Source organism: Caulobacter sp. DWR2-3-1b2, from assembly GCF_049896345.1.
Taxonomy (GTDB): domain Bacteria; phylum Pseudomonadota; class Alphaproteobacteria; order Caulobacterales; family Caulobacteraceae; genus Caulobacter.
The window spans coordinates 303,604-315,915 of record NZ_JAFCUC010000002.1 but is presented as its reverse complement, the minus strand read 5'-3'; the positions used below and the strand labels follow the sequence as shown (position 1 = coordinate 315,915).

Here is a 12,312-nt window from a genome sequence, read left to right as displayed (position 1 = left end):
AATTTTTCTAAAAGCAAAACTGACCGGGCGGCCGCAGCGCCGTGAAAAACGCGCCGAAACGGCTGTTTAGATGCTGCAATGCGGTATCTAGATGCCTTTGAAACCATCTCAAATGAAAGCGTTATGATGCTGCTTTCGATCTCTTGCGGTCACCTGCCCAAACCGCCCGTTTAGTAAGGCGTTAAGCATGATCGGGCAGGGTAAACTTCCCCTGCTGGGAATCGATGATGTTCGCCCGACTGCAACCCTTCCTGCCGACTGCGGCGCTTCTCCTGTTGATCACTTACTTCGTGTTTCACGCCCTGACGGGCGAACGGGGCCTGTTATCGACGTCGCAGCGCAACGCAGATCTTGCCGCCGAGACGCTGGAGCTGAAGAAGATCCACGCCGAAAGGATGGACCTTGAGGCCCGCGCTCGTCTATTACGCAGCGGCAGTTTGTCGGAGGACCTGTTGGAGGAGCGCGCGCGTTCTCTCCTCGGATATGCCGACCCCAAGGACTACGTGATCCGTACCCAGCGCTAAGGCGCCGTACGGATTGGTTTCTGCGGAGCTGCCGACGGGATCAGGCGAACCTGACCTGTTTTCGGGTTTGACCAAGGGCTCATCGGCGCGGAACCGAAGGTTGGTTCGCACGGTGAGCTTCCAGGAGCAGGGCCGCGATGAAGATTGGCCAGGGAGAGTTGAATGGCGCGCACGCGCAAGGGTGAAGCCCCCGCGGGGAAGGCCGACGCCACCGGTGTCAACACCTTCGTCGGCAAGGACGAGCTTCTGAAATTCTACCAGAACATGCTGCTGATCCGCCGCTTCGAGGAGCGCGCCGGCCAGCTGTACGGCATGGGCCTGATCGGCGGTTTCTGCCACCTCTACATCGGTCAGGAAGCCATCGCGGTCGGCATGCAGTCGATCAAGGTCAAGGGCGACCAGATCATCACCGGCTACCGTGACCACGGCCACATGCTGGCCGCCGGCATGGATCCAAAGGAAGTCATGGCCGAGCTGACCGGTCGCGCGGGCGGCTCGTCGCGCGGCAAGGGCGGCTCGATGCACATGTTCAACATCGAAACCGGCTTCTACGGCGGCCACGGCATCGTCGGCGCCCAAGTCTCGCTCGGCACCGGCCTGGCGCTGAACAACCATTACCGGGGCAACGGAAACGTGGCCTTCGCCTATTTCGGCGACGGCGCGGCCAACCAGGGCCAGGTCTACGAAAGCTTCAACATGGCCCAGCTGTGGAAGCTGCCGGTCGTGTATGTGATCGAGAACAACCAGTACGCCATGGGCACCAGCGTCGAGCGTTCGGCGTCGGAAACCGCCTTCCACAAGCGCGGCACATCCTTCCGGATCCCCGGCGAGGAAGTCGACGGCATGGACGTCACGGCCGTCGCCGAGGCCGGCGCCCGCGCCGCCGAGCACGCCCGTAGCGGCCAGGGTCCTTTCATCCTCGAGATGAAGACCTATCGCTATCGCGGCCACTCGATGTCCGACCCGGCCAAGTACCGCACCAAGGACGAGGTCGATAACGTCAAGCAGACCCGCGATCCGATCGACCACCTGAAGGAACGCCTGGCCAAGGTCGGCGTCACCGAGGACGATCTGAAGGTGGTCGACGCCGAGGTGAAGCGCATCGTCGCCGAAGCCGCCGAGTTCGCCCGCACCAGCCCCGAGCCGGATCCCTCCGAACTCTATACCGACGTCTATCTGGAGGCCTGACGTGCGGGGCAAAGTACTCCTGGGAGTGGCGCTCTGCATGGTCGTCGCGGGCTCCATCAAGCCGGTGGCCTGGGCCGACGCGTTCGCGGCGGGGCAGGCGGCGGAAGCCGCGCCGCCAAAGCCGTTCGAAGGCTCTAGCGCCTATATGAAGTATGATCCCGAGCGCGCCATTTTCGAGTTTAAGGCGCACGAAACCGCGCCACAGACGATGACGACGGCGGAGTTTGAGACCTATGTTCAGAGCTTCCTGCGTGACGTGACCGTCATAGGCGGTGACGGCCAGCATGGAACCCAGGTCGAGTATACCGATGCCCAAGGCCAGGCCTTTCTCTGGTATCCGGGCAACAAGAAGGTGCTCGTCGGGCACTGGCGTACAAAGCTCGACGAGCAGGTCGTCGACGGCAAGACGCTCAGGTCCTTGTCGGTCTGTTTCGCGTATCCCAAGAGCAGTCGCAATCCAGTAACCGGCGCTTCGGGCGGCAAGGAGGAATGCGCCTCCGCAGCGATGCTGGTCATGGGAAGCTATTTTATGAGAACTGATCGCCGGCCTGGAGATGCTTTCAAACTGTCTTCCGGTGCGATTCCCTACGTACTAGGACGTGACGATCGTCCTATTTGGCCAGTGGAGGCCCTTTAATGGCGATCGATATTCTAATGCCTGCTCTCTCCCCGACGATGGAAGAGGGCACCCTGGCCAAATGGGTGGTCAAGGTCGGCGACACCGTCAAGGCCGGCGACGTGATCGCCGAGATCGAGACCGACAAGGCGACAATGGAAGTCGAAGCCGTCGATGAAGGCGTGATCGAAGCCATCCTGGTTCCGGCCGGCTCCGAGAACGTCAAGGTCAACACCTCGATCGCCACGCTGAAGGGCGAGGGGGAAGCCGCTTCCCCGGCTCCGGCCGCCGCGCCCGCCGCCGAAGCCGCTCCGGTGCCCGCGCCGGTCGCCGCCGCGGCTCCGGCCGTTGGCCCGATCTCGGCCGCCTCGACCTTCGCTGATCCGGAAATCCCGGCCGGCACGCCGATGAAGAAGATCACCGTGCGCGACGCCCTGCGCGACGCCATGGCCGAGGAGATGCGCCGCGACGACAAGGTCTTCCTGATGGGCGAGGAAGTCGCCCAGTACCAGGGCGCCTACAAGGTCAGCCGCGATCTGTTGCAGGAGTTCGGCGACAAGCGCGTCATCGACACCCCGATCACCGAGCACGGCTTCGCCGGCCTCGGCGTCGGGGCGGCCATGGCCGGCCTCAAGCCGATCGTCGAGTTCATGACCTGGAACTTCGCCATGCAGGCGATCGACCAGATCATCAACTCGGCCGCCAAGACGCTCTACATGTCAGGCGGCCAGATCAAGTCGTCGATCGTGTTCCGCGGCCCCAATGGCGCGGCCTCGCGGGTCGGCGCCCAGCACAGCCAGGACTACGCGGCCTGGTACGGCAACGTCCCCGGCCTGAAGGTCATCGCGCCCTATGACGCGGCCGACGCCAAGGGCCTGTTGAAGGCCGCCATCCGCGACCCGAACCCGATCGTCTTCCTCGAACACGAGATGATGTACGGCCACGAGTTCGACATCCCGGATGTCGAGGACTGGGTCGTGCCGATCGGCAAGGCCAAGGTCCGTCGTTTCGTCGCCGAGGGTCACACCGGTCCCAGCGTCACCATCGCCACCTATTCGCGGATGGTCGGCTTTGCCCTGCAAGCCGCCGAGGAACTGGCCAAGGAGGGCGTCGAGGCCGAGGTCGTCGACCTGCGCACGATCCGTCCGATGGACCACGCCACGATCCTTGAAAGCGTCAAGCGGACCAACCGTCTGGTGACGGTCGAGGAGGGCTGGGGCCCGATGGGCGTCGGCGCCGAGATTGTCGCCCGCATCACCGAGTTCGGCTTCGACTATCTGGACGCCCCGCCGCTGCGGGTTCACCAGGAAGACGTGCCGCTGCCCTATGCGGCCAATCTTGAAGCCCTGTCGCTGCCGTCGGTCCCCAAGATCGTCAAGGCGGCCAAGGCGGTCTGCTACCGCTAATGGCCAGCGGTCTCCGTTGGGAAATCACTGTGTACGACAGCTTGGAGAAAGTTTTTCAAGCTGTCGTTCCAGTTTCCGAAATGAGCAACCGTCAGCTTTCGGGCTGTTTGAAAGCCTTAGTCGCTAAGCACTTAACTGAGGGCGAAATCGTCAGTGGTTACTTGAATGGCCGATGGGGTAAAAAAAGCGGACTTCCCATTTGGACGTTCAGCCAATGATGAAGTCCGAAGACCAACTTGGCGGCTACACCTGTGGAAGCAATCCGTACGCAGTCGCGCGGGTAGTGGGAGGGGCTAATGACTAACACCCTCAACGGCTCCTGCCACTGCGGCGCGGTCCATGTGCAGCTCGACCCCGGCAAGCCGGTGGCCGAGCTGGCGTTGCGGGCCTGCCAATGCGGCTTCTGCCGTCGGCACGGCGCGCGGACCACCAGTGATCCAGGCAGCCGGCTGCACATCACCGCCGCGCCGGGGTCGCTGACGCGTTACCGGTTCGGACGCCGCAAGGTGGACTTTCTGATCTGCCGCGAATGCGCCGTCTACGTCGCGGCGCTGATCGAGGACGAGGGCCAGGCCTACGCCACCCTCAATGTCGTGGGGACCGACCTGCCGGGTTTCGCCGAGCGCGAGCCTGAACGGCTGGACTATCATGACGAAACGGACGAACAACGCCTTGCCCGTCGCAAGGCTCGCTGGACGCCGACCACCTTGGTCGAAGCCGTCCCGAACGCTTGAGGAAGACTCTCAATGTCGATCGACATCCTGATGCCCGCCCTGTCGCCTACCATGGAGGAGGGGACCCTCGCCAAGTGGCACGTCAAGGTTGGCGACACCGTCAAGGCCGGCGACGTGATCGCCGAGATCGAGACCGACAAGGCGACGATGGAGGTGGAAGCCGTCGATGAAGGCGTGATCGAAGCCATACTGGTCGAGGCCGGGACCGAGAACGTCAAGGTCAACGCCCAGATCGCCAAGCTGACGGGCGAGGGCGAAAGCCCGGCTCCGACGCCGGCCGCGGCCGCTCCCGTCGCCGAGGCGCCAAAGGCCGCCCCGACGCCCGCTGCGCCTGTCCAGGCCGCTGGCGAAACCGCTGCCCCAGCCAAGGCTGCGCCCGCCGTCGCGCCGACCGGCGACCGCGTGTTCGCCTCGCCCCTGGCTCGCCGCCTGGCTTCGGCCGCCGGCCTGGACCTGAAGGCCATCACCGGCTCGGGGCCCCACGGCCGCGTGGTCAAGGCCGACGTCGAGGCCGCCGGCAAGGGCGGCGCGACTGCCGCTGCCGCTCCCAAGGCCGCTGCGGCCGCCTCGGCTCCGACGGCCGCCGCCGAGCCGCGCAAGGTTCTGTCGCTGGAGCAGATGGGCATCCCCGCCGGCTCCTACGACCTGATCCCGCTGGACGGCATGCGCAAGACCATCGCGCGCCGCCTGACCGACAGCTTCCGCGACGTGCCGCACTTCCCGCTGGTCATCGATCTGGAGATCGACGCCCTGCTGGCCGCCCGCGCCAAGATCAACCGCCTGCTGGAAGGCCAGGGCGTCAAGGTGTCGGTCAATGACATCGTCATCAAGGCCTGCGCCGTGGCGCTCAAGCGCGTGCCGGAGGCCAACGCCTCCTACACGCCCGAGGGCATCGCGATGCACAAGCACGCCGACATCGCCGTGGCTGTGGCCATCGACGGCGGACTGATCACCCCGATCGTCCGCGCCGCCGAGACCAAGGGCCTGGCCCAGATCTCAGCCGAGGTGAAGGACCTGGCGGCCCGCGCCAAGTCCAAGAAGCTCAAGCCCGAGGAATTCCAGGGCGGCACCTTCTCGGTCTCCAACCTGGGCATGTTCGGCATCAAGCAGTTCGCCTCGATCATCAACGAGCCGCAGGGCGCGATCATGAGCGTGGGCGCCGGCGAGCAACGGCCGGTCGTGAAGAATGGCGAGCTGGCCGTGGCCACGGTGATGACCATCACCCTGACCTGCGACCACCGGGTGGTCGACGGCGCGATCGGGGCCAGGTTCCTGGCCGCCTTCAAGCCGCTGATCGAAGAGCCGCTGACGCTGCTGGTCTAGGCGGGGAACGACGATGTCGGTCTACGACTTCTCCGCCAAGACGCTAGACGGCCACGACACGAGCCTGGCCGACTATCGCGGCCAGGTGCTGCTGATCGTCAACACGGCCAGCAAGTGCGGCTTCACCCCGCAATATGAGGGGTTGGAGACGCTGTACCGGGACTACAAGGACCGCGGTTTCACGATCCTGGCCTTCCCCTGCAACCAGTTCGGGGCGCAGGAGCCAGGGACCGCCGAGGAGATCGCCAGCTTTTGCGCGCTGACCTATGACGTGACCTTCCCGGTGCTGGCCAAGATCGACGTCAACGGCCCTGACGCCCACCCGCTCTATGCCTATCTGAAGCACGAGCAGAAGGGCCTGCTGGGCACCGAGGGCGTCAAGTGGAACTTCACGAAGTTCCTGATCGGCCGTGACGGCGAGGTGGTCGAACGTTTCGCGCCGACCACCAAGCCCGAAGACCTGACGCTCGCCGTCGAGGCGCTGCTTTAGACACTCTCTCCTGGACCGGCCTTGGGGCCGATCGACCGACGCCCGCCGGCTCCCCCCGAAGGCGTCAAACCTAGGGTAAGAACACCATGTCCACGGAATTCGACGTCGTCGTCATCGGGGCCGGCCCCGGCGGCTATGTGGCCGCGATCCGCGCCAGCCAACTGGGCCTGAAGACGGCGATCATCGAGCGCGAGAACCTGGGCGGCGTCTGCCTCAACTGGGGCTGTATCCCGACCAAGGCGCTACTGAAGTCCGGCGAGATCTTCGAGCAGCTCTCCCACCTCGGCGGCTATGGCCTGGCGGTCGAGAAGGCCTCGTTCGACTTCGCCAAGATCATCGACCGCTCACGCGGCGTGGCCAAGACCATGTCGAACGGCATCGCCTTCCTGATGAAGAAGCACAAGATCGAGGTCGTCGAGGGCGAGGCCCGGCTGGAAAAGGGCACGCCGTCTCCGAAGGTGGTCGTGGCCCTGAAGGCCGGCGGCAGCCGCACGATCCAGGCCGGCAGCGTGATCCTGGCCAGCGGCGCCCGGGCTCGCGACATCCCCGCCATCGGCGCGGTCTCGGACGGCGACAAGATCTGGACCTATCGCGACGCCCTGGCCCCCAAGGCCATGCCCAAGTCGCTGGTGGTCATCGGCTCGGGCGCCATCGGCATCGAGTTCGCCAGCTTCTACCGCGCCCTGGGCGCCGAGGTGACCGTCGTCGAGGCCGTCGATCGCATCATGCCAGTCGAGGACGCCGAGGTCTCAAAGGCCGCCCAGAAAGCCTTTGAGAAGCGCGGCATCGCCTTCCGCATCGGCGCCAAGGTGACCAAGGTCGAGAAGACCGCCACCGGCGTCTCGGTGGCCATCGAGGCCGGCGGCAAGGCCGAAGTTCTGACCGCCGCCGTCTGCATCGTCGCGGTGGGCATCGCCCCCAATACCGAGGGGCTGGAGTCGGTGGGCCTGACCCTCGAACGCGGCCATGTTGTCACCGGCAAGCACGGCGAGACCAATGTCCCGGGCCTCTACGCCATCGGCGACGCCGCCGGCCCGCCGTGGCTGGCCCACAAGGCCAGCCACGAGGGCATCCACGCCGCCGAGCACATCGCCGGCTACAAGACGCCCGCCGTACACTCGCCCATCCCCGGCTGCACCTACGCCAACCCGCAGGTCGCCTCGGTGGGCCTGACGGAAGCCGCAGCCAAGGCGGCCGGGATCGAGGTCAAGGCCGGCCGCTTCCCGTTCAAGGTCAATGGCAAGGCCGTGGCGGCCGGCGAGACCGAGGGCTTCGTCAAGACGATCTTCGACGGCAAGACCGGCGCCCTGATCGGCGCCCACATGATCGGCCATGAGGTCACCGAGATGATCCAGGGCTTCGTCACCGCCATCACCCTGGAAGCCACCGAGGAAGACCTTCACGGCATCGTTTATGCTCACCCAACGATGAGCGAGGCCATGCACGAGGCGGCGCTCGACGCCTATGGGCGAGTGCTGCACATCTGATCTGATCCTTCTCCCCTTGCGGGAGAAGGTGGCGGCCGAAGGCCGACGGATCAGGGGTCTCTCAAAAGCCAAACGCCGCGCCCAGCTTTGAAGCCAGGCGCGGCGTTTTCGTTCTTCAACCCTCATCCGTCAGCTTCGCTGACACCTTCTCCCGCAAGGGGAGAAGGGGAAAACTACGGCCGCTTGCGCACTTGGGCGTCGATGCTCAACTCACCCGGCCCGGCGAACGCCAGGTACAGGAACACGAAGCAGAACAGGATCGCCGCCTCGCCGCCGTTCAGGGCCGGCCAGAAGCCCTTGCTGAAATGGGCCAGAAAATACGCCACCGCCATCTGCCCCGACAGGATGAAGGCGACCGGCCGGGTGAACAGGCCGAGCGCCAGCAGCGCGCCGCCGACGATCTCCAGCCAAGCGGCGACCAGCAGCAAGGTCGGCAGCGGATCGGGCGACCCGGGCTGGGCGGCCGGGAAGTGGAACACCTTCATCAGGCCATGCTGCATGAAGAGCAGGGCGGCGATGATCCGAAGCAGGCTAAGCACCCGCGGCGCCCACACGTTCAAGCGTTCCATGATCTTCCCTCCAGCGATTGATGGCGAGGCTGGGGACAGGCGCATGCGCCTGTCCCCAATCGCATTAGAGCATTTCCCGACCTGACTGCGTCAGGCCGTGAGCTCTAATCTTTTGTTTTGACACATTTTTCTTCACGCGAACCGGAACCACTTCGCTCGAAAAATGCCCTAGGCGGCCTTCGCGTCCTGATCGGCCATCCGCTGGATGGCGACATAGTCGGTCTTGCCGCTGCCCAGCACCGGCACTTCCTGCACCTTGAGGATCTTGCGCGGCACGGCCAGTTCCGGCGCGCCGATGCTCTGGGCGTGGGCGACCAGCGAGGTGACAGCGGCGTTCTGGCAGTCGGTGACGAGAACCAGCTTCTCGCCCTTCTTCTTGTCGGGCATCGAGATCACCGCGTGGCGGCCGTCGGGCCAGACCGCGCTGGCCAGGTCCTCAGCGGCGGTCAGGGAGACCATTTCGCCGCCGATCTTGGCGAAGCGCTTCACCCGACCCTTGATGGTGACCCACAGGTCGTCCGTCATGTTCACCACGTCGCCGGTGTCGTGCCAGCCGTCCTCGGGGGCGTCGACGCCGCCGTCCTCGCGCAGATAGCCCGACATGATGTTGGGGCCGCGCACCAGCAGGCGGCCGCCGCCGGCGATCCCCTCAACCGGTTCGATCTTCCACTCCTGACCGGGCAGCAGACCGCCGACCGTGCCCCGGCGGTTGTCCTCGGGCTTGTTGACCGCGATCACCGGCGAGGCCTCGGTCGCCCCGTAACCCTCCAAAACCGGCACGTCACCAAACTTCTCGTTGATGAGGTTGTGGGTTTCTTCGCGAACCTTTTCAGCGCCGCAGACGATGAACCTCAGACCAGAAAGCTCATCGCTGTCCGAGGCGCGGGCATAGTGGTTGAGGAAGGTGTCGGTGGCGAACAGCACCGAGGCGCCGGTGTCCTTGACCAGGGCCGGGATCTGCTTGGTGTGCAGGGGCGAGGGATACTGGAAGGCCTTCATGCCCTTCAACAGCGGCAGGATCACGCCGCCGGTCAGGCCGAAACAGTGGAAGATCGGCAGCGGGTTGAAGAACACCCAGGCCGGGTCCAGCGCGATATGGCTGGCGATCTGCTCGGCGTTCGAGACCAGGTTGGCCTGGCTCAACACCACGCCGCGCGGGGCGCCGAAGCTGCCCGAGGTGAACAACACCACGCCTGGATCCGACGGCTTGGCATGGGCGCGCAGGGTGCGGGGAAAGGCCCCGGCCACGGCGGCGAACAGCTTGTCGCCGGTGCCGATCGTGCCGCGCACGTCTTCCAGATAGGTGATCGTCGCCTTTTCGCCCAGCGCGTCGACGATGTCGTGCAGCTTGCCCAGCTCGATGAATTTGTGGGCCGTGAGCACCCGCTTGACCCCGGCCAGCTCGCAGGCGGCGCGCAGGTTGCGCAGGCCGGCCGTGAAGTTGAGCATGGTCGGCACGCGGCCGAAGGCGTGCAGGGCGAAGAAGGTCACGACCGCCCCGGAGCCTGACGGCAGCAGGATGCCGACATGCTCGCCCGGCTGGGTCATGGCCGCGATCTTTCGGCCCAGGGCAAACGCGGCGCGGATCAGATCGGTATAGCTGAGCGGATTGCGGTCCTGATCTTCCAGGATCGGTTTTCGGGCCCCGTACTTGTCACGGGCGTCCAACAGGGCGTCGAAGAGAGCCTTCTGGCCCGCCTGAGCGTCAAATACGACCGGCATGCCGGCGAAACCTCCCCAAGCGCGACGTGGCGCGCTCGTCTGATTGAAGCGGGACCCTAGCGATGGAGCCTGGCTTTGCAAAGTCCGGTGACGCGCACGTCACCGCACCGATCCCTCTGAAATGCGATCGACGCCTCGGCGTTCAAGGATTGGCCCTTCAACGCCGGGGTGGCGGATAGGCCATGGGGGCGCGGACCATGTCGTCAATGGCGGCCAGCCAGGGACCGCGCACCGAGTCCGCCTCAAGGTGGAGGGCGTGACGGGCGGTGGGATAGCGGGTTTCGACACAGGCGGGCAGGGCGGCGCAGACAGTGCGTTGCGGGGCGGGCAGAACCTTGGAGTCCTGGCCCGCGTCGAGCATGACGACTGGAACCCGCACGCGCTTGAGATCGCGGCCCACGGCGTCGACCGCGTCGTAGAAGGCCGCGTACCAGGCCAGACTTGGCGCGCCCATCCGCAGGTCGGGATTAGCCAGTTGCCAGGCCTGCTGCACGCCGCCCCGGGCCTTGTCGTGGCTCAGCGCGCCATCGACCCCTGCGTCGCGTTTCCAGCCGGCCTGACCGGGATAGCGGAGGAAGCCGAGCTTCAGGCTCCGGGCCCAGCGCGCGATGCGGATCAGTTCGCTCTTGGGGCGCGGCAGGTCGGCGATGTCGAAATTGGGCGAAGACAGAATCAACGAGTCGGCCCGCAGACCTTCTTCCGCCGCCCGCAGCGCCACCAGCCCGCCGTCGCCGTGTCCCAGCACCGCGAACGGGTCACGCCCGTTCGGCCGGATCACCGCCCTGACCATGGCCTTGGTCGCCGTGACGTCGGGCGCGAAGCTGGTGACATGGCCCAGATCGCGCCAGGGGCTGGCGCGTTCCGAGCCGCCCTGGCCCTGGCGTTCCAGCACCCACACCGTATAGCCGCGGGCATTGAGGTCCCGCGCCGTCTCGAACCAGACCTCGGCCGGTTCGCCATAGCCCGGCAGGATCAGGATCTGGCCGCGCGGCGCGTTGGGCGTGGTCGAGACGCCGTAGCGCTGCACGCCGTCGTCGCCGACCTTCACATAGCCCCAGGCCCAGCCAGGCGGCGGCTGGAACCGCACCGCCAAGGAGGGCGGCGTGCGGCTCTCGGCGAAGGGCGAGCGGACGGCCTCGTCGCCGCAGGAGACGAGGGGCAGGGCCAGCAGGAGGGCGAGAACTTGGCGACGCATTCCAGGCACTCATTTCGCGCCTTTAGGCCACATGCAAGATCGCATGCTTGATCCGGAGGCCAAGAAGTCCGATCTAGGCACTATGGTCACCTTGATCGACACGTTGAAGGCCCGCGTTCCAGGCGAGCGCGCCCGTCACCCGGAAAAGCAGAACCGCCCCGACACGCCGGTGCTGCGCAAGCCCGACTGGCTGCGCGTGCGCGCGCCCGGGTCTGGTCAGTACAATGAGACCCGCGCCATCGTTCGCGAGCACAAGCTGACCACGGTCTGCGAAGAAGCCGCTTGCCCCAACATTGGCGAATGCTGGAGCCAGAAGCACGCCACCATGATGATCATGGGCGAAATCTGCACCCGCGCCTGCGCCTTCTGCAATGTCGCGACAGGCATGCCCAACCCTCTGGACGCCGACGAGCCGCGCCGCGTGGGCGAAGCCGTGGCCAAGATGGGCCTCAAGCACGTGGTCATCACCTCGGTCGACCGCGACGACCTGGCCGACGGCGGGGCGTTGCATTTCGCCCAGGTGGTGCTGGCAATTCGCGCCTCCGCGCCCGGCACGACCATCGAAATCCTGACCCCCGACTTCCTGCGCAAGGACCGGGCCGAGAACGTGGTCATCGATGCCCGTCCGGACGTCTTCAACCACAATCTGGAAACCGTGCCGCGACTCTATCTGAAGATCCGCCCTGGCGCCCGCTACTACAACTCCTTGCGCCTGCTGGAGCGGGTCAAGGAGCGCGATCCGAGCCAGTTCACCAAGTCCGGCCTGATGGTCGGGCTGGGCGAGGCCAAGGAGGAGGTCATGCAGGTTATGGACGACATGCGCTCGGCCGGCGTCGATTTCATCACCATCGGCCAATACCTGCAGCCCACCCGCAAGCACGCGCCGATCGACCGCTTCGTGACGCCGGAAGAGTTCCAAGCCTATGAGGCGATCGCCCGGGCCAAGGGCTTCCTGATGGTGTCGTCCAGCCCGCTGACCCGCTCGTCGCACCACGCCGGCGAGGATTTCGCAAAGCTGGCGGCGGCCCGCCGGGCGCTGGACCTCAAGAGCGCCTAGC

Annotated in this window: 11 protein-coding genes and 1 pseudogene; 9 read left to right on the top strand and 3 right to left on the bottom strand. The window is 65.8% G+C overall.

Going from position 1 to position 12,312, the window contains the following annotated elements:
• The first annotated feature begins 227 nt into the window (after positions 1–227).
• The 8 genes and pseudogenes from ACP694_RS07855 (at position 228) to lpdA (ending at position 7,768) form a co-directional block, all read left to right on the top strand.
• On the top strand, positions 228–524 hold the full coding sequence (locus ACP694_RS07855) for an FtsB family cell division protein (RefSeq protein WP_426011579.1): 297 nt from the start codon (positions 228–230) through the stop codon (positions 522–524).
• A gap of 162 nt (positions 525–686) precedes the next feature.
• Complete coding sequence (gene pdhA, locus ACP694_RS07850; protein WP_426011578.1) at positions 687–1,712, top strand: pyruvate dehydrogenase (acetyl-transferring) E1 component subunit alpha; 1,026 nt, start codon at positions 687–689, stop codon at positions 1,710–1,712.
• Between the two features lie 37 nt (positions 1,713–1,749).
• A complete protein-coding gene (locus ACP694_RS07845; protein ID WP_426011577.1) occupies positions 1,750–2,349 on the top strand; it encodes a hypothetical protein in 600 nt (199 codons plus the stop codon).
• Complete coding sequence (locus ACP694_RS07840; protein ID WP_426011576.1) at positions 2,349–3,734, top strand: pyruvate dehydrogenase complex E1 component subunit beta; 1,386 nt, start codon at positions 2,349–2,351, stop codon at positions 3,732–3,734. Before ACP694_RS07845 ends, ACP694_RS07840 begins: the two co-directional genes overlap by 1 nt.
• A gap of 650 nt (positions 3,735–4,384) precedes the next feature.
• Positions 4,385–4,468 (top strand): annotated as a pseudogene (locus ACP694_RS07835) (aldehyde-activating protein); the annotation flags it as partial.
• 12 nt (positions 4,469–4,480) lie between these two features.
• The gene (locus ACP694_RS07830) at positions 4,481–5,791 is read left to right on the top strand and encodes a pyruvate dehydrogenase complex dihydrolipoamide acetyltransferase (RefSeq protein WP_426011575.1); all 1,311 of its coding nucleotides are present in this window, start codon (positions 4,481–4,483) and stop codon (positions 5,789–5,791) included.
• 13 nt (positions 5,792–5,804) lie between these two features.
• Positions 5,805–6,281, top strand: coding sequence for a glutathione peroxidase (locus tag ACP694_RS07825; RefSeq protein ID WP_426011574.1), 477 nt, complete (start codon positions 5,805–5,807; stop codon positions 6,279–6,281).
• Between the two features lie 86 nt (positions 6,282–6,367).
• A complete protein-coding gene (lpdA, locus tag ACP694_RS07820; protein WP_426011573.1) occupies positions 6,368–7,768 on the top strand; it encodes a dihydrolipoyl dehydrogenase in 1,401 nt (466 codons plus the stop codon).
• Positions 7,769–7,941: 173 nt separating this feature from the next.
• Here lpdA and ACP694_RS07815 read toward each other — a convergent pair whose 3' ends face one another.
• The 3 genes from ACP694_RS07815 to ACP694_RS07805 form a co-directional block, all read right to left on the bottom strand.
• A complete protein-coding gene (locus ACP694_RS07815; protein WP_426011572.1) occupies positions 7,942–8,337 on the bottom strand; it encodes a DoxX family protein in 396 nt (131 codons plus the stop codon).
• A 168-nt stretch (positions 8,338–8,505) separates the two neighbouring features.
• Positions 8,506–10,059: an AMP-binding protein gene (locus tag ACP694_RS07810; RefSeq protein WP_426011571.1), complete on the bottom strand. Its 1,554-nt coding sequence runs from the start codon at positions 10,057–10,059 to the stop codon at positions 8,506–8,508.
• A 157-nt stretch (positions 10,060–10,216) separates the two neighbouring features.
• Positions 10,217–11,254: an alpha/beta fold hydrolase gene (locus ACP694_RS07805; RefSeq protein ID WP_426011570.1), complete on the bottom strand. Its 1,038-nt coding sequence runs from the start codon at positions 11,252–11,254 to the stop codon at positions 10,217–10,219.
• An 82-nt stretch (positions 11,255–11,336) separates the two neighbouring features.
• Between ACP694_RS07805 and lipA the strand changes: the two genes are divergently transcribed.
• Positions 11,337–12,311 (top strand): lipoyl synthase, encoded by a 975-nt coding sequence (gene lipA, locus ACP694_RS07800; RefSeq protein WP_426011830.1) that lies wholly within the window; start codon positions 11,337–11,339, stop codon positions 12,309–12,311.
• Position 12,312: the final 1 nt, after the last annotated feature.